Here is a 22,595-nt window from a genome sequence, read left to right as displayed (position 1 = left end):
TTGGCTTATACTGAAAATAACAATTGGTATAGCTTGCACATTAAATCTGGGTTTGCTAATGCATGTGAATAATTGTATATTGGTATACTACAATGAGATTTTTTCGCCACCTAAATCTGCTGAAGCTTGTTCGTGCTCTGCAATAATGATGGTTTCTTTAGTGCTTTCAAGTGGGACGAAAAGACTCGGATCGGTATCGTTTAAAAGAGCGTCTGCAAAATGTTTAATCTCTAAATAATAGCCATCTTCTTTGTCAATGGCTGGCTGAAACTTTTCTCCTTCCTCTGGGTAGTCTGTCAAAATGCCGTTTTCTAAAATAATCGTGCCAGTTTCAAAGTTAATGCGGTAGCGCATTTCAAAGCCAAAATCACCGTTTATTGTCCAGTCATCTTGTGCGTTTACGACCTTTCCGTCGGCATAGTGGTAATTGGAAGAAACGATATCATAACCGCTACCATCAAAAATAACTTTTCCGGTTGTCGAAACAGCCTCTGGTTTTCCAAATAACCAATTAATGGTGTCAACATCGTGGATATGTTGATCGAGCAAGCAACCACCTGATTTATCTTTTTGTAGTAGCCAGTTTTCAAAGGACCATTTTGGTGTTTGGCCCCCTCTGAAAAATGAAGCGCTTACAACTTTGCCGTATCGTTCGCTCTCAATGGCTTCTTTGACATATTGATAGCTTGGGAAGAAACGAAGCGTTTGGCCAATCATTAGTTTGCGGTCGTATTTTTGAGCGGCTTGAATCATTTCCTCGCAGGCTCTTTTTGAGATTGCCATTGGTTTTTCGCAAAAAACATGTAAGTTAAGTGACATTGCAAGTACTGCTAGTGGGGCATGGAGATAGGTAGGTAAACATAAATCTACATAGTCTAAGTCTTCTTTTTCAGCCATTTCCTCTAGGTTGGAATAAAAACGAAATTTTGAGAAGTCAATTTGTTCACTACTAACTTTTAGATTTCCTTCTACCTGTGCACCGTGATGTTTGGTTTTATCTACATCACAAATGGCGACAAGTTCAACAGGGAACCCTTCATCCATCAGACGTATGTAATTTTGTAAGTGCGCGTGCCCCATAAAACCGAGTCCAACAAGACCAACTTTTAGCATGATAAAGCCTCCGTTTGATTTGTATTTCACAAACTTGTTTTTTTAAAGCAAGAAAGTGATTGTACTAATACCTTACACAGGAAGTGATATTGTGATATTTAGAATCAAAGACACAAAATTTATAAAAAAAGGCTAAATGTTAAAAAGAGGGTTTTCAGAATGCTATTTGCCTGTAATAATCAAATTAAGCCAAGGGAGGCTTATGGAAATGATAAACAGTGATTTCTTAATGAAGCTTGAGCCAATGAAGCGACTGCTTAATGTGGAAAGTGTTGTAACCGTTTACTATTTCGAGTTTTCTAAGAACTATTTGTATGCTGGGGAAAAACATGACTTTTGGGAAATGGTTTATGTGGATAAAGGTGAGTTAGAAGTATCAGCAGACAAGGAAGGCTATGAATTAAAAGAAGGCGATATTATCTTTCATAAGCCAAATGAATTTCATAATTTGTGGGCGAATGGAATTAGTGCGCCGAATGTTCTTGTTGTCAGTTTTGTTTGCAATTCAGAAGGAATGCGTTTTTTCGAAAATAAAATTATGCGGCTTGCAACTGGTGAGCGAGAATTGCTTGCGAAAATTTTACAAGAAGCAAAAGGTGTGTTTAAGCCAGAACTTGGTCGTCTTTATTTAAAAGAAACACGGCTGGATAATCCAAGAATTGGTGCCGAGCAAATGCTTTACATTTATTTAGAGCAATTTCTTATTCGTCTCATTCGTGATGAAACAACCAATGTGAATCAAAAAAGATTGAGTGTAGCTACTAAGAAAAAGTTTGAGAAATCCATCGTCAATGACATTATTCAATTTATGAATGACAATTTATACGGGCACCTTTGTTTAGATGACATTTGCCAAGCTTTCTTTTTCAGCAAGACGTATTTAAAAACAATTTTCAAAAAAGAAACGGGCTATACGGTCATGAATTTTTTTAAAATGCTAAAAATGGAAGAAGCGAAAAAATGTATTCGCGAAAACAATCATACCTTTACCCAAATTGCCCAAAAACTAGGTTTTGATTCTGTACATTATTTTTCAAACAGCTTTAAAAAGCAGACGGGGCTTAGCCCGAGTGAATATGCTAGATCTATTCAAGCACTTGAAATGAAACTTCGTGAAGACGGGGAGGGAAGATGAAAATGACCGTGAAATTTGGTGTAGTTGGTCTTGGAAATCGCGGAAGCAAGTTTGCCTTACATACCATCATGCCACATCCTGATTTTGAACTTGTAGCAATTTCAGATGCGGACGAAAAAAAGTTTGCCTTGTTTGAAGATTTTGATGTGGAAGCCTACACAAATTATGAGGATTTACTCCAAGATAAAGCTGTTGAAGCGGTTTTCATTGCAACACCAGATGATACACATGCGGAAGTAGTGATAAAGGCGGTGCAAGCGGAGAAGCATATTTTATGTGAAAAACCACTTGAAGTATCTCTTGAAAAAGTAAGAGAAGTTGAAGCAATACTCAAAAATTTTCACGGTGTTTTTCTTGTAGGTTACGTCCTCAGGTATGCGCCGCTATATTATAAAGTGAAGCAAATCCTTGATGAGGGAGTAATCGGGCGGATATGGCTTGCAAATGGGAGTGACCATATCCATTACGGCGGCTATGCATTTTTCCATGACTGGCACCGCGATAAAGCTCGCTCTGGCAGTTTACTCATGCAAAAAGCAACACATAGCTTAGATATATTAAACTGGCTGATAAACTCCTCTCCTGTCCAAGTTACAGGCCTTGGGGGCTTAGAAGTTTTTGGGGAAAAGGGAGCGAAGGAAAAATTTGGCGCGCCCTTACAAAAAAAGTTGCATTGCCGAACTTGTCAAATCAAATGGAGCTGTGAGGAAAGCCTTTTAAACATAAAAAAACATAAAAATATTGAATGGCAAAAAAATTGGCCGGATGATTGCGTGTTTGATTCAAGTGTAAATGTAGATGACCATCAAGCGCTTTTAATTCTTTATCAGAATAATGCAAAATTAACCTATTCATTATGCCAATTTTCGGCGTTTTATAGGCGTGAGTTTCAGTTTTTCGGTACAAAAGGTGAGCTTTATTTTGATGATGAAAGAAATGATATTGTGATAAGTGACCGCTTGAAGTCGGAAAAAACGACCATTCATGTGCCGGAATTAACTGGTCACGGCGGAGGCGACGATGAAATGTTGCTGGATTTCTTAAGATGTATTGAAAGTGGGGCAAAACCGCGTTCCAATTTAGAGAGTAGCGCGACTGTTTCGCGGCTTGTCATTGCGGCGGAAGAGGCGATTAAAGAAAATAAAATAGTGCGTGTGGAGGGATGACATTGGAAAATGAAGAACATGTAGCGGTGGAACTAGCAAAGGCAAATAAACTAGGAAGGCTGACCTTTTTTCGGTATTTTTTAGTAGCCCCCATTTCAGATGAAGCCGCGCGAATTGCAAGGCTTGAGGAAGTCTATGCTTTCATGGAAGAGCTACAAGACGGGGAAGCTGAAATCTTGTTTTCAAGTGTTAATAAAGACAAAACGGTCTTTCTTTTAACAGGAAAGTGGAGTAATCGGGCGCATTTTAATATTATGTTGGATTTTAATAGGCACAGCTCATCGAAAATCAAGAAGTTTGAAATCGCCGGGCTAGAGGGGCTCTTCCAATTTGATACGACTACGGAGAACGCTTTTTATTCGAACTTTTTAAATTCTGAACCGGTGAAGGAACACGCGGTGCCTAGTGCGCGAGGAAGACAGTTGTTTAAACTGATTTTAGCCGAAAAGGTAGCGAACTTAAGGGGGTTGTCGCTTTGAAAATAGGCATTATTGGGACGGCGCATATGCATGTTGAGAGTTATACGAAACATTTGCGAACACTTGGTGTCGAAATTGTTGGTGCGTTTGATCGAAATAATAGTCGGCTTTCTGAGTTTTGTAAGCGGCATGAATTAAAGGTTTTTAAAGAGTTAAATCGGCTGTTAGAAAGCGAAATTGATACGGTCTTAATTTGTTCAGAAAATGCTTTTCACGCTGACTATACAGTAGCGGCAGCTATGCACGGAAAGCATGTCATTGTAGAAAAACCAATGGCGCTATCCGTTTCAGAAGCCGACAAAATGATTCTCGCATGTGAGAATGCCAAAGTTAAGCTAATGGTGGCACATCCCGTTCGTTTCTCAAAAGTCATGCAGGAACTGAAAGCAAGTGTTGATGCCGGAAAAATTGGGAGAATCGTTGCGATCGATGCAACGAACCACGGGAAAAATCCAGGGGGATGGTTTACTGAGCCCGAACTATCTGGCGGTGGTGCCATTATCGACCATACGATTCATATGGCGGATATTGTCTATGCATTATTCCATCCAGAAATTGAAAGCGTTTTCGCTATGAGTGAGAACTGGTCAGAAGGTGTAGTGGAAGATACAGGACTACTTCATATTCGTTTTCAAGATGGTGTTTTTATGAGTTTAGATACATCATGGAATCGTCCAGAAGCCTATCCAGTATGGGGAGATGCCTCACTTTCGCTAGTGACTGAAAAGGGATACGTCCATGTTGATGGATTTGGACGTAAGGGTCTTCGTTATTCGGAGGAAAAACCAATTAGTTTTGAATATTTTGAAGCAGATATGGATTTTCTAATGTTAGAAGCGTTTAAAAAAGCAATCGATGAAGATTTGCCATCACCAGTTCCAGGCGTTGCAGGAAGATTTACCGTACTCCTTTCTAAAATGGCTTACGCTTCAATCGAGCAAGGAAAACTGATTCGTCAGGAGGAAATAAGATGAGGAAGGGTATTAACAGTTGGTGTTTACCAACAACGCTCACGCGGAATGAAATTTTTGAAGAAGCAAAGGCAGCTGGTTTTGAAACAATCGAGCTGAACATGGCGGATGCCTCTGCAAAAGGCAATTTTGTCGGGGAATTAGGGCTTTTAGATACAGAAATTTTAACGACAGAAACTACAGAACAAGAACTTTTAGAGTTAAAAAATCTATCAGAAAAGTTAGCGCTCCCGATTTCAAGTGTGGCTACGGCACTTCATTGGTCATATCCTTTAAACGCGAATGATGAAAAAGTGCGTGAAAAAGGTAAATGGATTGCTAGAAAAATGATAGATGCGTGCAAAATTTTGGGTGGCGACACGGTTTTAATTGTCCCAGGTGTTGTAACAGAAGACGCCGACTATGCATCTTGCTACGTAAGAGCAAAAGAAGCGCTTCTTGAACTTGCCCCGTATGCAAAAGAAAAAGGAATTATCATTGGTGTGGAAAATGTATGGAATAAATTTCTGCTTAGTCCGCTGGAAATGAAGCAATTTATTGATGAAATCAATCATCCGAATGTGAAAGTGTATTTTGATGCTGGAAATGTGCTGCAATTTGCCTATCCAGAACAGTGGGTTGCTATTTTAGGCGATCGAATTCAAAAAGTGCATATTAAAGATTTTTCAAGAGGAATTGGGAATATTCACGGTTTTACAGGTCTATTAGCTGGTGATATGAACTGGGGAAGGCTTATGGAGTCACTCCGAGCAATTGGTTACGCTGGACCGCTTACATGTGAACTAACGCCATATAGGGAGAACCCATTGCAACTTTCAAGAGATGCGAGCCAGGCAATGGATTATATATTAGCTTCTAAATAATGAGAAATGAAAGGGGTTATTTGAACATGAAAAGAAAAACATGGGCAGTTTTATTTGCGATATTACTTTTAAGCCTCGTACTTGTAGCATGTGGTGGGGGAAGTAGCGGCGACAGTGGAAGTGACCAAAAAGTCATTACGTACGCACTTTGGGACAAAGAGCAAGCACCAGTTTATCAAGAAATTGCGAAAGATTTTGAAAAAGAAAATCCAGATGTAAAAGTAAAATTTGAAATTACACCCTTTGCCCAATACTTTACTAAGTTAGAAACGGCAATCACTGGGAAAAATGCGCCAGATGTATTTTGGGTCAACATCCCACGAGCGCCTGATTACATTAACAATGGTGTCTTAATGCCAGTTGACGATGTGAAATTTGATAAAGATAAAATTCCTGAACAATACTTAGAAGCCTATTCGAATGATGGAAAACTATACGGTGTTCCAAAAGACTTCGATACGAATGCCCTTTTTTACAATAAAAAAATGTTTGATGATGCAGGAATAAGCTACCCAGATGATACATGGACATGGGCAACGTGGCAAGATGCAGCAAAAAAACTTACAAAAGCAGATGAAAACATTTACGGATTAGCAGCACCACTCACATGGCAAGGCGGTTACTATGAAACTATTTACCAAAACGGAGGAAGCCCCTTCATTGACAAAGGAAAGAAATCTGGTTTCTCGGAACAGGCTGCGATAGACGGCGTTAATTTCTGGTATAACTTTACAAAAGATGGCTCTGCAACCCCGTTAAAAGATATGGCAGGCACAACAGGCTCCGAGCTACTCCTTAACGGCCGGGTTGCAATGTCAGTCGAAGGTTCTTACATGGTACCCGTTATTTTTAAAGAAAAATATGGAAAAGATAACATTGACGTAGCTCCGCTTCCAAAAGGGAAGACGCGCGCGACAACTTCCAACTCACTTGCCAATGTGATTTCAGCAAATACAAAAAATGCAGATGCAGCTAAACGCTGGGTTGCGTTTTTATCAACAAAAGAAGCGAGTGAAAAAGTGGCCGAATCAGGCGTTGTTATTCCAGCGTACCAAGGAGCAGCAGATGCATGGATTAATGCCTATCCAGACAAAGATTTAAAAGTTTTCACAGACGCAGTAAACTATGCCGTGCCGTTACCAAACACAAAAAACAGTTCTGCGGCAATCGCCATCGAAGGTGATGTCCTTTCAAAAGCGTGGACTGGTGAGGAGAGCGTAGAAGCCGCCTGTAAAGAACTTGCAGACAAAGCTAACGCACTACTAAACAAATAATGAATAAGGACTGATAAGCATGGCAAAACAAACACTTTCTGTAAAAAAATATAAAAAAAGAGATATGCTATCTGCCTTATTCTTCGTCGGTCCGCTTTTTTTCGGGCTACTCATTTTTTACTTAATACCAATGATTCAAAGTGTATTTTATTCCTTTACAGAGTGGGGCATGTTTGGCGGTTACAAATTTACCGGCCTTGCGAATTACAAAAAAATGTTTGGCGATCCAGAAGTGTTAAAAGCGCTGAAAAATACGTTAACGTATGCCATTTTCACAGTACCAATTGCGATGGCCATTTCCATCTTCATTGCTACGCTTCTTAACAACAAAATTAAAGGGGTGACAGCCTACCGAATGATTTATTTTTTACCCGCTGTCACCATGACCTCTGCTGTTGCCATGATATGGAAGTGGATGTTCAATTCGCAATACGGAATTATCAACCAATTTCTAGGACTGTTTGGTATAGATGGACCAGCTTGGCTTACCGATTCAAATACCGCAATGATTGCGCTTATCATTGTTGGCGTTTGGAGTTCACTTGGCACATCTATCGTCATTTATTTAGCAGGCTTACAAGGTGTGCCAACTACATTTTATGAGGCTGCTGAAATGGACGGGGCAGGACCAATACGCAAATTTTTCAAAATTACACTACCGCTTTTAACGCCAACTATGTTTTTCAATTTAATTACATCACTTATTTCAGCCTTGCAAGTGTATGATTTAATTTTCCTAATGTACAGCCAAACAAATCCAGCACTTCAAGACGTGCAATCACTCGCCTACCTTTTCTATAAAAATGCATTTATTTTGAATGACAAAGGTTATGGTGCCGCAATAACAGTTGTGCTACTCATGTTGACGTTAGTGATTACCGTGATTAATTTTAGCCTACAGAAAAAATGGGTTCATTACCAGTAAAGGAGTGGAAAACGTGCTTAAAAATCGCAGTTCAAAAAAATGGCTTGTCCATTTATTGTTAATTCTTGGTGCCTTTATGATGGTTTTCCCCTTCTTCTGGATGGTGATGACGTCACTAAAGACAACGGCAGAATCCATTGCCATTCCGCCAACCATTTTTCCGAGTGAATGGCAGTGGCACAATTATAAGGACATCTTTGTTATTTTTCCGTTTGGGAAATTCTTTTTAAACACATTCATTTCGACTGCAGTCATTACAATCGGCCAAGTTTTTCTTTGTTCTATGGCCGCCTATGCTTTCGCGCGAATTAATTTCCCATTTAAAAATGTTTTATTCATTTTAATCTTGTCGGTTTTAATGGTGCCTGGTCAAATTTTCCTTATTCCACAATATTTGATTATCCAAAATATGAATTTACTCAACACGATTCCGGCGTTATTTATTCCAGGGTTGTTTTCAGCTTTTGGAACGTTCTTGCTCAGACAATTTTTTATGACGATTCCAAAAGAAGTTGAGGAGGCAGCGATTATTGATGGTTGTTCGCGCATTAGAGTTTTCTTCAGTATTATTTTGCCGCTTTCGCGTTCTGCCCTAGTTTCTTTGTCAATTTTCGCCTTGCTATACGGTTGGAATTCGCTACTATGGCCGTTGATTGTTAACACATCAACGGAGAAAATGACGCTTTCTGCGGGACTTGCCTCTCTAAGCGGACAGTACGCAACAAATTATCCGCTAATTATGGCAGGCTCTTTTCTAGCGATTATACCGCTAATCATCGCCTTTCTTATTTTCCAAAAACAATTTATTGAAGGAATTGCGCTTAGCGGATCAAAAAATTAATAAAAAAGCGAAAATCAGGAGTTATTCTCTGATTTTCGCTTTTTTTAACATGCTCAACTAAATAAAGTATGAAAGGTGTAGCGTAATTTACAGTATTTTAGTATAAAAGTTAAAAAAATTAATTTCTTGTTCCCGAAAATTTAGGTTGATTTATTTTGTTGCATGTGATAAAATTTTGAAATTTATTATGTTGTTCCTCTCTATAAGCAACTTGCCGAGTTTATAAAAAAATAGTTGTAGAACTTTAAAGAAAATTATGCATAAGAAAGAAAAAAAGGAAATTTTTAGGTTTTTTTTTTACTTTTTATCATAAAAATTACATAATTTGTCTACATATTTTTTTATTAAAATAGTATATCCTACTAAAGCAATAGAAATTAACTATAGAGGGGTGTATAAATGAAAAAAATAATAAGTGTAATGTTAGTAAGTTTACTTATTTTAGGAACAATTTGGAATTCAGCAATTGGAAATAATTTTGTACAAGCAAAAGAAGGAGACGATCCAGGAGTAACCATTGATGCTCCAGAAAATTTAACTTCAAGACAACAGGCTGAAATAAAAGTGACGCTATCTGCTTCGGCTGGAAAATTAGAACAAGATGGTACAATCGAAATTAAAATTCCGCAAAATACAGTGGCGCAAGTAAATGATTTGACGGAAAACTTATTGTTAGGGGATCCATTTTATTTACCGGATTCAGCTGTGACAGAAGATGGTTCTGGAAATTATATTCTTCATGTAGCCTATGACCATTCTAAAATAAATCCTGTTGAGGCGACTGGTCAAACTTTCACCATTAAATACGGAACAACTGTTTTTAAAGATGGTGCTCCAGATTCTGCGTCTTATGAAGCGGTTTTATATAAAGGCGGTATCAAGACGAGTGAAGCTACTGACAGTTCAAAAATAACAAAGGATTTATCTGGTTTACCACTATTAAGTAAAATGAGTACAAGACCGCATAAAGAGATGAACGGTGAAAATGTTGCTATCATGAGCACGAGTGCCCCGTCTTCAAATGTATTTGCGATTATCGTTAACTATAATCAGCAAAATGTTGAAAATGCTGTTTTGGAGGATATAACACCAGAACAAACAGAACTTGTTGATCCGATAAAATATATTTCTGCTACTGGAAATGCCACGCCTTCGCAACATATAAGAATTGCTGAGGTGACGGAAAGAGACGAAAATGGTCTGCCAATTGGTTGGAAATATGTAACAAGTGAATTTGTTGATAAAATATCGACTTCAGAAAAAGGCTTCCAAATTGATTTTGGAAATCTAACACCTGATAAAAGCTATGTTGTCATGTATGCTCAAAAAATTAACGACAATGCAACGCAAGTAGATTTCGGAATAAAGTACAATCAAGCGATGCTGAAAAGTAACGGTGCGACAATTAGAACTGCATCTGAACCGTTAGCATTAGATAGTTTAAGCTATGAATCAGTAGGCTTAATAAAAAAAGTAAGCCAAGAAACAATTTCTACAACGGGTGGCTCTTTTATTTATTCGCTTGATTTGAGTTCTAAGGAAGGTACAATTCCTGCAGGCACTGAAATTGTTGACCCACTTCCAGAATATACATCTTTTTCAAATACTATTAGATCAACTGAAGAGTTCTTTTCAGAAGGTGTATATGATAGCGCAACAAATACAGTGACCTATACGTTATTAAAAGATCTCGTGCAGGGAGAACAAAAAACGATTCAATTTAAGGTGAATTATAATAACCCAACCGCAAAAGAGGGTTATAAAATAACAAATAAAGCCTATATTAACTATGCTGGAACAAAAATCTATAGTAACGATGCTACTGTCACAGTTGAAGGCAGTGCTATCCTTACTAAAATAGATAATCTTACACAAAAGCCTTTAGCAGGTGCACTCTTTAACGTTGTAAATGAACAAGGAGAGATAGTAAGAGAAAACATTAGTTCTAATGATAGTGGTCAAGTTCATACTGGTTTGCTCAAGCCGGGCAAGTATAGTTTCATTGAAGTACAAGCGCCAACAGGATATATAATAGATACAACACCGATTGATTTTGAAGTCCTTCCGAGTCAGGAGACAACGATTCAACTTGAAAAGGCCAATAAAGAAGGTGTTAGCATATCCGGCACTAAAACGTGGGAAGATAACGAGAATCAAGCTCAAAAAAGACCAAATTCGATTACAATTCAGCTTTATCAAAACGGGAAGAAACTGAATGATAAAAAAGTAAGCGAAAGTGATGGTTGGAAATATACATTTTCTTCCTTACCAAAGTATGATAATGAAGGAAATGAATATGAATATACACTGAAGGAAGTTCCAGTAGATGGATATCAAACTGTTCAATCTGGAAATGATTTTACGAATATTTATAAAGCTGATTCGAATCAAACTGTTCCACCAAATGTAAAAGACGATCCAAAAGACCCGAGAGATCCTAGTCAAGTTGAAACGCTAGATCCAAAACATGAAGAGAAAAGTTCACTTCCAAAAACAGGAGATGCGCTTCAAAATGATATGTTATTCGTGACGGCGGGCGTTCTTCTTTTAGTTGCTGTCTTATTAGTTCGGCAAAACAGAAGAAAACAAAGATAAAAAAACAGACTGGCGATAAACGATTATTCAATCGTTTGTCATCAGTCTGTTTTTGATTTTATGCGCCAATTTATTTTCCAGAAGCGCGACCGCTTTTCGCTTTTCCCCCTCTAAAGATAAAGAAAATGAGGCTAAGAATGGCGCCAATTGCTCCGCCTAAAATAGAAATTACAACGAGCATTAGCGTGCCAGCAAGTTGCATGATGCCTAGAATGATTACGGTCGCAACTAGACCATACATAAAACCAAATAGTGAGAAACGCGCTAAGGTCACTTTTTGGCTAAAACCATAAAAAATTTCAGCTACTGTACTACCTACTAGTATGAGCGGTGCAGCGAATAAAATAGCTGAAAAAACATTGGCTGCTGTAAGTTCATCAAATAGGAGTGCTTCAATTCCGAGGACTGAAAATATTCCTAAAATAAAAACGGTTAAGTAGGCGATAATAAAACGCAATTTTGAACACTCCTTTTTTATTTTCCTTAATTAGTATATCAAAAAGGGAAGCTTTATTCACCTAAAATATGCTAGATTAAAGCACGTAGTGGGTTGCCGAACAAATGAAGACCTGTTTGAAAAATCAAACAGGTCGTTTTTTATTCAATAATGAAAGTATCATCCTCGCGGCTAACTAACATTCTCACACCTTGGATAAGATTAAATAGAAATAGGATGACGGTTAGGATAATGAGTGTAACAACTGCTCCAAATGCTATAAAGCCAACTGTATGGGAACTATCTGTACTAATGGCAACAAGTGAAAAAATACAAAAGATGAAAAAAAGTCCAAGAGTAGGTAAAATATGAGTGAATAATGCTACTTTAGAATGATGTTTCACATCGCGAGATTCTCCAAAAACCCAGATGAACAAAGGGACGAGTATGGGGGCAAATAAAATACTAAAATAGCTTAGGGCATTTACAATTCTATGATTGTTCATTTTTAACATCCTCTCTATAACGAATAATTTTATTATAAGGAAAAGGATGTTTAACAACCATCGAACGAGGTGACAGAGTAAAGTTTTTTGATGACAGTTTTGTAAGCTTAAATGACAGATTTAAGCGTCCAAATTTTACTGCGCCAACGCCTAAACATGAGAAACGCGCGAATTCCCTCATCAATAATATAGGCAATCCAAACGCCGACTAGTCCAAGTCCAGCTGTAATACCAAGAACATACGAAAATGGTAAACTAACGATCCACATGACGATTAAGCCAACGATGAATGGGAATTTCACATCACCAGTTGAATTTAAACTGCTAATAATAATGATGTTGGTTGCTCGGAAAAGTTCTAGCGCGATAGAAAGTAAAAACAAGTTTTTCGTCATTTGGATAACGATTTCATTTGATGTAAATAAACTCATAATAGGCTCGGCAAGAAGGTAAAGCAAAATACTCACAATAAGTGCGATGACAACACCGATTTTCCAACTTCTGATGCCTTGTTTGTATGCCTTTTCCACTTCTTTTGCGCCAACTGCGCGGCCGATTAAAATTTGTGATGCTTGACCAATAGCAATTGCGAAAAGTGCAACAAATTGACTTACACTCGAGGCGTATACTTTTGTCGTGAGGGCCTCGGTACCTAAAATGGCAATGATAGCTGTGACGACAAGCTGTGAGCCAGCGTAAGACATATTTTCGCCAGCGGAAGGAAGACCTAGTTTTAATATAGAATAAAGTAGTTTTTGAGAATAGTGTTTTAATTTTCTAAAGGTGAAGATGTAGCCGATATATTTTTTGAGCATGAAAATAGCCATAATCATGCCGATAAAATTGGCGACAGCTGTTGCAATCCCGACTCCGGCAACACCTAAGTCCAAGTAAGAAAGTGGACCGTAAAGGAATACGTAATTGCCAACAACATTAATAATGCTAATGGTAATTGGTACGAGCATGGCTTGCCGCACGTAACCATGAACGCGAATAATCGGTAAAATGGATGAGTGGATTGCTATGACAATGGAACTTCCACCGATAATTTCAAGAAATGGTGAGCCAACACGTATTAATTCTTCGTCTAAACCAACAAGTCTGAGGAAGGAATCACTTGCAAATAAAAAGATAACACTCATAATAATTCCGATAATAAAAGCAACAATTAGACCGTTAGTGATGACGCGTTCAATCATTTTATGACGTTCCGCACCAATCATTTGGGCAACCAAAATTTGAACACCTACACTAATAAAACCATACATGATGATAGAAATAACGAGAATTTGACTGGCGACTCCAGTTGCAGCTACAGCCTCATCTGAATAATGACCAAGCATAAAAACATCAACATAATTAATCATAATACGTAAAAATTGTTCAATGAAAATAGGCCAGGCTAATGTGAAAAGGCTCATTTTTGCGATATTTGTATGATCTGCCACGAAAAATCCCTCCCATCCATGTTTGCTTCTTTAGGCAGATGTGAATAATAAGAAAGTACGTATATAACAAGGAACATTATAAGGGATTAAAGCTTAAAAGTATAGGCTTTTTTGAGACTTCCACTTTTTAGTTGACTTTCAAATAAAAATAGATATAATTAGTTAGGTAAACTAACCAAAAGGAGGGGGAGTCATGTATCCGTCTGATGAGGATTTGGGACATTCTGTTATAAAAGCATTTATGAATTTTAAACGTGCTGAAATGTCGAGTTTCCACATGGAAGGCTATACAAAAGCTGAAACGCGCTTTATGTTTGTTCTTTTTCACGGTGTTAGAATGAGTCATTCAGAGCTTGGCGTCAGTGTAGCTGAAATTGGCAAGCGACTGCATATTTCAAAACCAAGTGTGACGCAGCAAATTAATGCGCTAGAAAAGAAGGGACTCATTACCCGTATTCAAAATCCGGATGACAAACGCGCTGCCTATTTAAATTTTACAGAAAAAGGAAGGGCATTGACGGAAAAAATGATTCAATCTTTTCATAGAAGTTTTGAGGACATGCGCGATTTTCTAGGCGAAGCGGATATGCGTACACTCATTATGCTACTTGAAAAATTAACGGATTATTTAAATGAGAAGGCGAAACAAGAAGGAGGCGCAGCACCAAATGATAAGACTATTTAAACGGCTGAAGCCCTATTCATGGGGGATTATCGTTGTATTAGTTTTAACCTTTATCCAAGTTATTGGGCAGTTATATTTGCCTACGCTTATGTCAAACATTATTGATAAAGGCGTAGTGACAGGAGACAAGCCTTATATTTGGAAAACGGGTGGGCTAATGCTCTTACTTTCAGCTGGAGCAGTTATTCTATCTGTGATTATCGTATATATCGCATCACGTATATCCATGGGTTTTGGCCGCGATTTACGAGACAAGATTTTTACGCAAGTTGAAAACTTCTCTTTGCAGGAATTTAATAAAGTAGGCACGTCATCACTTATTACAAGAACAACAAATGATGTTGTTCAAATCCAAAATGTACTTTATATGATGCTTAGGATGATGGTCATGGCACCGATCATGCTTATCGGTGGGATTATTATGGCAGTCGGACGCGATGCAAAATTATCGCTTATTTTTGTCGTTGTTCTCCCAATTTTGCTACTACTTGTCATACTTCTTGGTGGTAAAGCAATGCCAATGTTTAAAAAACTTCAAAAGAAAATGGACAAATTAAACCAAGTCATTCGCGAGGGTTTGACAGGTATCCGCGTTATTCGAGCTTTTAATCGCAACCAAGATGAACTAAATAAATTTGAAGAAGCTAATAATGACTATGCCGTAACGGCAATTGGTGTTAACCGCCTATTATCGCTTATGAGTCCGCTTATGATGCTGATTATGAACTTAACGAGTATTGCTATCATTTGGCTCGGGGCGCACTTCATTAGTGATGGCAACATGATGGTCGGCGACTTAATGGCCTTTATTCAATACGCGATGCAAATTATGATGAGCTTTATGATGCTTTCAGCTGTCTTTATTTTCATCCCGCGTGCGGGTGCTTCGGCTGAACGTATCAATGAAGTACTTGATATGAGTGCAGAAATTTTGGATCCAGTAGCGCCAAAATCGGCTGATGGACGTGCAGTGCTTGAATTTCAAAATGTATCTTTCCGTTATGAAGGTGCAGAGAAACCAGTTATTGCAGACATTAGTTTTCAGGCTAAAGCAGGTGAGACGATTGCTATAATTGGGAGTACGGGCGCTGGGAAATCTACATTGATTAATATGATTCCCCGCTTCTACGACACTGAAAACGGTGCAGTCCTAATAAATGGCGTAAACGTGCGCGATATGACACAAGAAGAGTTGCGTGACAAAATTGGACTTGTCCCACAAAAAGCTGTACTCTTTACAGGCGATATTGAATCAAATCTGCGCTACGGGAAAGAAGACGCCACAGAAAGTGAGATGTGGAAGGCACTTGAAATCGCCCAAGCAAAAGATTTTGTTTCTAAATTAAGAAAAGATATTCATTCGCGCGTTGAGCAAGGCGGAAATAATTTCTCTGGTGGGCAAAAACAACGGCTTGCAATTGCTAGAGCGCTCATTCGGAAGCCGGAAGTTTACATTTTCGATGACAGTTTCTCCGCACTCGATTTTAAAACAGATGCGAAGTTACGAAGTGCGTTAAAAGAAGAGGTTGAAGATGCGATTATGATTATTGTCGCACAGCGCATTACATCTGTCGTTGATGCGGATCAAATTATTGTTTTAAATGAAGGTGAAATTGCCGGAATTGGTACGCATAATGAGCTAAAAGAATCTAATGAGATTTACCGCGAAATCATGCGTTCACAACTTTCAGAGGAGGAGATAGCATGAGTCCAGGACCAGGTGGGGGTTCCCACGGCGGAGTAATTGGCGTGAAAGCAAAGCCAAAAGACTTCAAAAATACACTATTCCGTTTGCTTGGCTACATGAAGCCGCGAACAGTTGCGATTTCAGTCGTCTTTATCTTTGCAATTCTCTCCACAATTTTTAATATTTTTAGTCCGAAAGAATTAGGGAAAGCAACGACAGAAATCTTTAAAGGCGTGATGAGCCCGGAAGGAATTAACGATGATAAAATATTTCATATTTTATTCTTTGTTTTCCTCCTTTATGTCGGAAGTTCTCTTTTTAGCTTCATCCAGCAATACGTAATGTCGAGTGTCGCGCAGCGAACGGTTTATGATATGCGACGTGATTTAAAAGGAAAAATGGCACGTATGCCGCTTAAATATTACGACACCCGTTCCAACGGGGATATTTTAAGTCGCGCTGTCAACGATATGGACAACATTGCCAATACGTTACAACAATCCTTGACGCAGGCCATAACGGCGATAGTGCAAATTATTGGTGTACTCATTATGATGCTAACTATTAGTTGGCAGATGACCTTAATTGTTGTCGCAACTGTACCGCTAAGTATTATTATTGTTGGGATTATCGCAAGTAAGTCGCAGGCATTTTTCGCGGCGCAACAGCGCAATTTAGGGATTTTAAATGATACTGTTGAGGAAACATACGGTGGTCAAACGATTGTAAAAGCATTTGGTCAAGAAAAGAAAACGCTTGTCAAATTTGATGAGGTCAACGAAGATTATTACAAAGCGGCTAAAAAAGCTCAATTTATTTCGGGTATTATGATGCCGATGATGCAATTTGTCGGAAACCTAGGTTATGTAGCCGTCTGCGTTGGCGGTGGGATTTTTGTGACGAATGGTAGCTTGCAAGTCGGTGATATTCAAGCTTTCACGCAATATGTACAACTATTCTCACAACCCATTTCTAGCGTAGCGAACATTGCCAACGTCATTCAATCAACCATTGCTTCTGCGGAACGTGTTTTTGAAATTATGGACGAAGAAGAAGAAAAAGATATGGTTCCAGAAACTATTCCTACAATTAAGGAAGAAAATGGTAAGATTGTTTTCGACCATGTAGAGTTTGGGTATTCACCTGATAAGCCGTTAATGAAAGACTTGAAAATTAATGTAAGTCAGGGACAGATGGTAGCGATTGTGGGTCCAACTGGCGCTGGGAAAACGACGATTATCAACTTACTTATGCGTTTTTATGACGTGGATAATGGTGCAATTCGAATCGATGGCGTGGATACGCGTGATATGACAAAAGATGAAGTTCGCGCGAAATTTGGTATGGTGTTGCAAGACACTTGGCTCTTTAGCGGAACTATTGCTGAAAACATCGCTTACGGGCGAGAAGGCGCTTCGATTGATGAAGTAGTTGGGGCTGCTAAAGCGGCGTATGCAGACGATTTTATTCGCCGCTTACCAGATGGATATGATACGATTTTAAATGAAGAGGGAACCAATATTTCACAAGGACAAAAACAATTACTAACTATTGCCCGTGCGATTCTGTCTGACCCGAGTATTTTAATTTTAGATGAAGCAACGTCTAGTGTCGACACAAGAACCGAGCTAAACATTCAACTTGCAATGGGGAACTTAATGGAAGGTCGAACGAGCTTTGTTATCGCCCATCGTCTATCCACCATTCGCGATGCTGACTTAATTCTTGTAATGAATCATGGTGACGTTATTGAACAAGGTACACACCAAGAACTGCTAAACGAAAATGGCTTTTATGCCGATTTATACAACAGCCAATTTACTGGCTCACAAGCTGTGTAATGCAGAAAACCGAATGATCTTTCATTCGGTTCAGACTGCTGACAAATGGCAATCTTCGTCGTTAAAATCTCCGTTCCGATGCTCTCGTACTCGAGTACGCTCCGCTTCGGTACTCGACTTTGCCTAGAATCTCACCATTTGTCAGCAGTCTGGTTTTGCGTGGGACGTTTTGTTTTGTGTAAACTTTAAGTTTTTCTACAAGCTAAACCGAATGATTTTTCATTCGGTTTTTTTATACTATACAAAGCTAATTTTCTCAGAAGAAATTTTTGAGCAGTCTTCTTGAAAGTGGGAAAGGCTTTTCGTTATGATGAGAGTAGTTATTTCCCGGGAAATAAAAAAGTAGAGGTGGAATAAATATGTTTTTATCAATCACAACAAAAGAGTTAGAAGAAAATTTAGATGCTTATACCGTGCTCGATGTACGCGATGCAGATGATTTTAGTGTAAGACACATTAAAGGTGCAACAAATATCCCGATTTCCGAATTGGAAGGGCATGTGAGTACTCTCTCTAAAGAAAAGCCATACGCTGTCATTTGCTATGCAGGCGGACGTTCTTTACGCGCGACTGAATTTCTAGATAATCAAGGCTTTCAAGTAACCAATGTACTAGGCGGTATGAACGAATGGCATGGTAACTGAAAAGACAGTAGACGAAACCTCGTCTACTGTCTTTTTTTTAAAATTGCTCTGCTAATTCGATTGCTTTGTCGCGACCAGCTTGGATTAAATCTTTTGCTTGATCTGGGCGGGCATTGTGACCTTCCACGACAACCATTTCTGTCTCTGTAATGCCAAAATGGGCTAAAATATTTTTGACATAGTTTAGTGACATTTCATAGCTTTCTAGCGGCCCATCAGAATAAATTCCGCCACGTGCATTAAGTAAAGCTACTTTTTTGCCAGTAACTAAGCCAACTGGACCTTCAGGCGTGTACTTAAATGTTTTTCCAGCTTGGTTCAAATAAAATAGATAAGTTAGGAACTGGGCTGGAATGCTAAAGTTCCATAATGGAAAGGCCATGACAACTTTATCAGCTTTTAAAAACTGCTCCAAATAGCCATTTGCGATGTTAGCAAGATGTTGTTCCTCATCGGAAAGAGGCTCACCAGCAGCTCCTTTATGTAAACCACTCATCATTACACCGTCATAGTAAGGTAAATTTTCTTCAAATAAGTTTAGCTCTGTCACCTGGTCATCTGGATGACTTTTTTTGTAGGTGTCCAAAAATGTTTCATAAAGTGTTACACTTACAGAACGCTCTGCAGGCAACCCGTTTGCTTTAATAAATAATACGTTTGACATAAGTTTGATTCCTCCAAGTTTTTAATACTACGTATACAGTTTAGCGGAAAATATCAATAAATAGCAAGTAGTTAGCTTACAAAAAATTAGTAGTATGTAAGAAGAATTCTAAATCAGAACATGATACACTAAAGAAGGATAGGAGGGATTCATTTGGAAATTCGGAAAATTATGGAAGAGGAAATTCACCAAATTAAAAGCTTGCGTGACTATGCTTTTCGAACTCCAGGTCGCGGCGGCGAAGAAGATTTTTTGTTTTGGATGGATAGAGCAACAAGATTAGGTGCGTTTTCAGACGGCAAGCTAAATGCTCAAGTTATAACGTATCCATTGGAAATTTCATTTTTAGGGCAAAAAATCAAAATGGGCGGCGTGGCCTATGTTGCTATTTTCCCAGAAAATCGGCGTAGTGGGTTCATTCGGGCACTCATGACGGAGTCGCTGCATCAGATGAGAGAATCTGGTCAACTTGTTTCCTATTTGCACCCCTTTGATATTTCTTTTTATGAAAAATTTGGGTATCGACTTGTGGCGAATGAAATTAGCGCAACGCTAGAACTAAAAAATGTGCTACGGCGTTTTAGCGGGCAAGGAAAAATTGTACGTACGAGTTCAAAACAAGCAGATTTCAAAGATGTACAAGCAATTTACGAAAAATATGCTCATATCCATCATGGCATGCTTGTGCGAGATGATGCATGGTGGAGCCGTCTTATGCGGCGCGGCTATACAAATGAAGTGGCGCTATTTCGAAATGAACAAAATGAGCCATTAGGATACGTAATGTACACATTTAAAGAGTCGGAAATGGTGATACATGAACTAATTGCACTCGACTACGAAGCAGAATGCGAATTGTGGGCATTTGTTTCAAGCCACGATTCAATGTTTAAAACAGTTCGGGCGACTCATTTTGGAACGCCAAATGAAATTGCACTTCTTTTGCCGAATGTGACGCAACTTGCCATTCAGACGGAATTCAATTGGATGGCGCGTATTGTGGATGTTGAAATGTTTTTAAACGAGATTTCATTCAAGACGAAAAAAACTGTCTATGTGCAAATTGAAAATGATGTTGCAGACTTTAATAATGGGATTTTTGAAATAGGTGACATAGTAAGGCGTGTAGAAACAGCGCCAAACGATTTACTTTTAAAAACGGATATTGGTTCATTTAGTCAAATGATTTTTGGTTTTATGCGGCCAAATGAATTGGTGTACTATAAGAAAATTGTTGCGGACAAAGAAACTGTGGACATTTTTGAAGCAGCAATTCCAAATGAGAAGCCTCGATTTTATGATGGATTTTAAATCGTGAAGACGGTAACAAATAGAGCTTGGATATAATGAGGCTTTGTTTTATAAAAAAGAAAGTAGACAAGCGAAAATCCAGTAAGTATGCCATTTTCAAAAATGGATTTTACTGGATTTTTGCCTATTTTTTATTTATATTCCAAACTCTATTTATTGCCACGAACATAATCAAACAAAAAGTCCAATTTTTCCGTGTCCGTAATGTGCGCATTGCAAATTTCCTCATCTTGGCAAACATAGTTGCTAAGCGCTTTGTAATTATGATTTTTCGTATCCGTTTTAACATCCACCGTAAAAAGACCAACAGCCCCCATATGGTGACAGAAATGACAAATTCCCTTTTGCGGACTAGGTAAAAAACTTCCAGATAACCCGCGCATTGTTCCATCAATTTCACGAACAATAAATTTTTTCATACTACCTTTATCGTACCAACTTAAATAAGTCAGATGTGAAAAATAATCAGGACTTACTTGAGGCGGGTGGAGTTTCTTTGCCTTTTTAAACATTTTTTTTAACTGTGTATCAGAAGTTTCGTGAAACGGAATGCAATATGGTTCAAGCGAATCTTTAAAATGCGTGTAATCCGACTCATTTTTTATAGAAACAAGCGGTTTTAAAAGCTCTAATTGGTCTGCTGTTAAAGATTCAAAAGCCGTTTCAACTTTGTTCAGTGAGTAGTACGCAAATTCTTGCTTTACTTTAATATCATTTACTCTTTGTTCAGCATCAAGAACATGCTTTGCTTGACGTAAAATCTGATTTAACACGTGATTTTCGATAAATGCTTCCATACAAAATCACCTCCAAAACTTATTTTACAATGAAAGAACACTTAAAATATAGTCTAAGAATAATTCATAGTCAAATAAGACATATGACTAGAATGATTTTGCGCTACGTAAATTATAAGCTGAACTACTTTTTTATTTTCGATAAACAATATTTTTGATTGTACTTTCGGACAAAAAATACCGTTCAGCGAGTTCATGAATGGAAGAACCAATCTCAAAATCCTGTTTTATAAGCGTATTGCGTTCCTTTAGTCGCGATTTAATTCCTGATTCACTACCCCATGCTTTTTTTGAACGTACAGGAATATACAGAAATTCCCCATCTACATATTTTTGAATTTCAAGAATTAATTTTTCAGGTAATATATTTTCAACAGTTTGATACTTCATAAGGCTAGCTCCTTTATTATTTAATTAATAAATAAGTAGCAAAGCCCAGTATTGGCGATTAAGAATAATCCATACAAAGAATCGCCATTTCAGGCTTTGCATGGAACAGCATTATATTAGCAGACATGCTGATCACCTCCTAAATTTTAAAATTTTTTTCTAAAAGTAACTAACAAATGTCGAATTCTTTTTCTGACATTGCTATAATAGAATGTAGAAAAGAGGTGGTTGAAGTGAACTTTGGTGAAAAGTTAATCAATCTACGAAAGAAAAATCAACTAACACAAAAAGAACTTGCTAAAAAAATTGGTGTGACACCTTCGACAATTAGTAAATATGAAAATGCAACACATAAACCACCCATTTTTATTTTAGCCAAATTAGCAGAAACATTAGGTACAACCACAGAATTTTTACTCGATGATGTAGCTGGTTTAAGAGAGAAAAATTCTGTTAATGCATTTCCGCTAATTGGAAATCCAGAACTAGAAAAATGGTATTTAGAACTACCTTACTCATTTTCTGAAAAAGAGTTACAATTACTTAAAGATATTTCAAGTGTTATTGAAAATCAAAAATAATGATATATTGACTGATGACAAATGGTAATCTTCGTCGCTCATGGCGACTAAGATGCCTTTCGCATAACTTTTCACATGGTCTGACAAACCACGCTTCGCCTGTTTTAAGTCATCACATGTTTGAGTACGCTCCGCTTTGGTACTCGGCTTTTCCTAGAATCTCACCATTTAGTAGCAGTCTGATTTTGCGTGGAACGTTTTGTTTCGTGTAAACTTTAAGTTTTTCCTCAAGCTGTAGCGAAG

22 protein-coding genes are annotated in these 22,595 nt (G+C 38.0%); 15 read left to right on the top strand and 7 right to left on the bottom strand.

What is annotated here, in order from left to right:
• Window positions 1-87 precede the first annotated feature (87 nt).
• Window positions 88-1,113, bottom strand: a complete 1,026-nt coding sequence (locus R8923_RS09820; RefSeq protein ID WP_485872602.1) for a Gfo/Idh/MocA family protein — start codon at window positions 1,111-1,113, stop codon at window positions 88-90.
• 208 nt (window positions 1,114-1,321) lie between these two features.
• Here R8923_RS09820 and R8923_RS09815 point away from each other — a divergent pair, with 208 nt between their 5' ends.
• The 9 genes from R8923_RS09815 (at window position 1,322) to R8923_RS09775 (ending at window position 11,362) form a co-directional block, all read left to right on the top strand.
• The gene (locus R8923_RS09815) at window positions 1,322-2,248 is read left to right on the top strand and encodes a helix-turn-helix domain-containing protein (RefSeq protein WP_485872601.1); all 927 of its coding nucleotides are present in this window, start codon (window positions 1,322-1,324) and stop codon (window positions 2,246-2,248) included.
• 2 nt (window positions 2,249-2,250) lie between these two features.
• Complete coding sequence (locus tag R8923_RS09810) at window positions 2,251-3,414, top strand: Gfo/Idh/MocA family protein (protein ID WP_485872600.1); 1,164 nt, start codon at window positions 2,251-2,253, stop codon at window positions 3,412-3,414.
• A gap of 2 nt (window positions 3,415-3,416) precedes the next feature.
• Entirely contained in the window at window positions 3,417-3,893 is a 477-nt protein-coding gene (locus tag R8923_RS09805; protein WP_485872599.1) for a hypothetical protein, read from the top strand.
• Window positions 3,890-4,867: a Gfo/Idh/MocA family protein gene (locus R8923_RS09800; protein WP_485872598.1), complete on the top strand. Its 978-nt coding sequence runs from the start codon at window positions 3,890-3,892 to the stop codon at window positions 4,865-4,867. Before R8923_RS09805 ends, R8923_RS09800 begins: the two co-directional genes overlap by 4 nt.
• A complete protein-coding gene (locus R8923_RS09795; protein WP_485872597.1) occupies window positions 4,864-5,727 on the top strand; it encodes a sugar phosphate isomerase/epimerase family protein in 864 nt (287 codons plus the stop codon). The genes R8923_RS09800 and R8923_RS09795 overlap by 4 nt, the downstream gene beginning before the upstream one ends.
• A 26-nt stretch (window positions 5,728-5,753) precedes the next feature.
• Window positions 5,754-7,001: an ABC transporter substrate-binding protein gene (locus tag R8923_RS09790; protein ID WP_485872596.1), complete on the top strand. Its 1,248-nt coding sequence runs from the start codon at window positions 5,754-5,756 to the stop codon at window positions 6,999-7,001.
• Between the two features lie 19 nt (window positions 7,002-7,020).
• Window positions 7,021-7,926, top strand: coding sequence for a carbohydrate ABC transporter permease (locus R8923_RS09785; RefSeq protein ID WP_485872595.1), 906 nt, complete (start codon window positions 7,021-7,023; stop codon window positions 7,924-7,926).
• Window positions 7,927-8,002: 76 nt separating this feature from the next.
• Window positions 8,003-8,767 carry a carbohydrate ABC transporter permease gene (locus R8923_RS09780; protein ID WP_485872642.1) on the top strand — a complete coding sequence of 255 codons (765 nt, stop codon included), beginning with the start codon at window positions 8,003-8,005 and terminating at the stop codon, window positions 8,765-8,767.
• 399 nt (window positions 8,768-9,166) lie between these two features.
• Window positions 9,167-11,362 carry a Cna B-type domain-containing protein gene (locus R8923_RS09775; RefSeq protein WP_485872594.1) on the top strand — a complete coding sequence of 732 codons (2,196 nt, stop codon included), beginning with the start codon at window positions 9,167-9,169 and terminating at the stop codon, window positions 11,360-11,362.
• Window positions 11,363-11,432: 70 nt separating this feature from the next.
• On the opposite strand, the gene R8923_RS09770 is transcribed toward R8923_RS09775, so the two are convergent.
• The 3 genes from R8923_RS09770 to R8923_RS09760 all read right to left on the bottom strand — a co-directional run bounded on the left by R8923_RS09770 (window position 11,433) and on the right by R8923_RS09760 (window position 13,725).
• Window positions 11,433-11,819: a hypothetical protein gene (locus R8923_RS09770; protein WP_485872593.1), complete on the bottom strand. Its 387-nt coding sequence runs from the start codon at window positions 11,817-11,819 to the stop codon at window positions 11,433-11,435.
• Window positions 11,820-11,959: 140 nt separating this feature from the next.
• The gene (locus R8923_RS09765; protein WP_485872592.1) at window positions 11,960-12,304 is read right to left on the bottom strand and encodes a magnetosome magnetite crystal formation protein family; all 345 of its coding nucleotides are present in this window, start codon (window positions 12,302-12,304) and stop codon (window positions 11,960-11,962) included.
• A gap of 107 nt (window positions 12,305-12,411) precedes the next feature.
• Window positions 12,412-13,725: an MATE family efflux transporter gene (locus R8923_RS09760; protein WP_485872641.1), complete on the bottom strand. Its 1,314-nt coding sequence runs from the start codon at window positions 13,723-13,725 to the stop codon at window positions 12,412-12,414.
• 220 nt (window positions 13,726-13,945) lie between these two features.
• Here R8923_RS09760 and R8923_RS09755 point away from each other — a divergent pair, with 220 nt between their 5' ends.
• The 4 genes from R8923_RS09755 (at window position 13,946) to R8923_RS09740 (ending at window position 18,609) form a co-directional block, all read left to right on the top strand.
• Window positions 13,946-14,437 (top strand): MarR family winged helix-turn-helix transcriptional regulator, encoded by a 492-nt coding sequence (locus tag R8923_RS09755; protein WP_485872591.1) that lies wholly within the window; start codon window positions 13,946-13,948, stop codon window positions 14,435-14,437.
• On the top strand, window positions 14,421-16,145 hold the full coding sequence (locus R8923_RS09750) for an ABC transporter ATP-binding protein (protein WP_485872590.1): 1,725 nt from the start codon (window positions 14,421-14,423) through the stop codon (window positions 16,143-16,145). Before R8923_RS09755 ends, R8923_RS09750 begins: the two co-directional genes overlap by 17 nt.
• Window positions 16,142-17,965, top strand: a complete 1,824-nt coding sequence (locus R8923_RS09745) for an ABC transporter ATP-binding protein (RefSeq protein ID WP_485872589.1) — start codon at window positions 16,142-16,144, stop codon at window positions 17,963-17,965. The genes R8923_RS09750 and R8923_RS09745 overlap by 4 nt, the downstream gene beginning before the upstream one ends.
• A 359-nt stretch (window positions 17,966-18,324) precedes the next feature.
• Window positions 18,325-18,609 (top strand): rhodanese-like domain-containing protein, encoded by a 285-nt coding sequence (locus R8923_RS09740; protein WP_485872588.1) that lies wholly within the window; start codon window positions 18,325-18,327, stop codon window positions 18,607-18,609.
• Window positions 18,610-18,646: 37 nt separating this feature from the next.
• On the opposite strand, the gene R8923_RS09735 is transcribed toward R8923_RS09740, so the two are convergent.
• Entirely contained in the window at window positions 18,647-19,273 is a 627-nt protein-coding gene (locus tag R8923_RS09735; protein WP_485872587.1) for an FMN-dependent NADH-azoreductase, read from the bottom strand.
• 153 nt (window positions 19,274-19,426) lie between these two features.
• Here R8923_RS09735 and R8923_RS09730 point away from each other — a divergent pair, with 153 nt between their 5' ends.
• The gene (locus R8923_RS09730; RefSeq protein WP_485872586.1) at window positions 19,427-20,584 is read left to right on the top strand and encodes a GNAT family N-acetyltransferase; all 1,158 of its coding nucleotides are present in this window, start codon (window positions 19,427-19,429) and stop codon (window positions 20,582-20,584) included.
• Between the two features lie 149 nt (window positions 20,585-20,733).
• Here the strand turns inward: R8923_RS09730 and R8923_RS09725 are convergent, their stop codons facing one another.
• Entirely contained in the window at window positions 20,734-21,381 is a 648-nt protein-coding gene (locus R8923_RS09725; protein WP_485872585.1) for a FusB/FusC family EF-G-binding protein, read from the bottom strand.
• A gap of 132 nt (window positions 21,382-21,513) precedes the next feature.
• Window positions 21,514-21,771, bottom strand: coding sequence for a CD3324 family protein (locus tag R8923_RS09720; RefSeq protein WP_485872584.1), 258 nt, complete (start codon window positions 21,769-21,771; stop codon window positions 21,514-21,516).
• 233 nt (window positions 21,772-22,004) lie between these two features.
• Between R8923_RS09720 and R8923_RS09715 the strand changes: the two genes are divergently transcribed.
• Window positions 22,005-22,352 (top strand): helix-turn-helix domain-containing protein, encoded by a 348-nt coding sequence (locus R8923_RS09715; RefSeq protein WP_485872583.1) that lies wholly within the window; start codon window positions 22,005-22,007, stop codon window positions 22,350-22,352.
• Window positions 22,353-22,595 lie beyond the last annotated feature (243 nt).

The sequence above is a fragment of the Listeria tempestatis genome (assembly GCF_963575625.1).
Taxonomy (GTDB): domain Bacteria; phylum Bacillota; class Bacilli; order Lactobacillales; family Listeriaceae; genus Listeria; species Listeria tempestatis.
This window is presented reverse-complemented; position numbering and strand designations above follow the sequence as displayed.

Excerpts from the sequence above, each read along its gene's own strand:
- R8923_RS09810 (WP_485872600.1), top strand. The coding sequence starts at position 2,251 with ATGACCGTGAAATTTGGTGTAGTTGGTCTTGGAAATCGCGGAAGCAAG.
- R8923_RS09820 (WP_485872602.1), bottom strand. The coding sequence starts at position 1,113 with ATGCTAAAAGTTGGTCTTGTTGGACTCGGTTTTATGGGGCACGCGCAC.
- R8923_RS09790 (WP_485872596.1), top strand. The coding sequence starts at position 5,754 with ATGAAAAGAAAAACATGGGCAGTTTTATTTGCGATATTACTTTTAAGC.
- R8923_RS09745 (WP_485872589.1), top strand. The coding sequence starts at position 16,142 with ATGAGTCCAGGACCAGGTGGGGGTTCCCACGGCGGAGTAATTGGCGTG.
- R8923_RS09775 (WP_485872594.1), top strand. The coding sequence starts at position 9,167 with ATGAAAAAAATAATAAGTGTAATGTTAGTAAGTTTACTTATTTTAGGA.
- R8923_RS09815 (WP_485872601.1), top strand. The coding sequence starts at position 1,322 with ATGATAAACAGTGATTTCTTAATGAAGCTTGAGCCAATGAAGCGACTG.
- R8923_RS09795 (WP_485872597.1), top strand. The coding sequence starts at position 4,864 with ATGAGGAAGGGTATTAACAGTTGGTGTTTACCAACAACGCTCACGCGG.
- R8923_RS09735 (WP_485872587.1), bottom strand. The coding sequence starts at position 19,273 with ATGTCAAACGTATTATTTATTAAAGCAAACGGGTTGCCTGCAGAGCGT.
- R8923_RS09760 (WP_485872641.1), bottom strand. The coding sequence starts at position 13,725 with ATGAGCCTTTTCACATTAGCCTGGCCTATTTTCATTGAACAATTTTTA.
- R8923_RS09740 (WP_485872588.1), top strand. The coding sequence starts at position 18,325 with ATGTTTTTATCAATCACAACAAAAGAGTTAGAAGAAAATTTAGATGCT.
- R8923_RS09765 (WP_485872592.1), bottom strand. The coding sequence starts at position 12,304 with ATGAACAATCATAGAATTGTAAATGCCCTAAGCTATTTTAGTATTTTA.
- R8923_RS09720 (WP_485872584.1), bottom strand. The coding sequence starts at position 21,771 with ATGAAGTATCAAACTGTTGAAAATATATTACCTGAAAAATTAATTCTT.
- R8923_RS09755 (WP_485872591.1), top strand. The coding sequence starts at position 13,946 with ATGTATCCGTCTGATGAGGATTTGGGACATTCTGTTATAAAAGCATTT.
- R8923_RS09750 (WP_485872590.1), top strand. The coding sequence starts at position 14,421 with ATGATAAGACTATTTAAACGGCTGAAGCCCTATTCATGGGGGATTATC.
- R8923_RS09725 (WP_485872585.1), bottom strand. The coding sequence starts at position 21,381 with ATGGAAGCATTTATCGAAAATCACGTGTTAAATCAGATTTTACGTCAA.
- R8923_RS09785 (WP_485872595.1), top strand. The coding sequence starts at position 7,021 with ATGGCAAAACAAACACTTTCTGTAAAAAAATATAAAAAAAGAGATATG.
- R8923_RS09780 (WP_485872642.1), top strand. The coding sequence starts at position 8,003 with ATGATGGTTTTCCCCTTCTTCTGGATGGTGATGACGTCACTAAAGACA.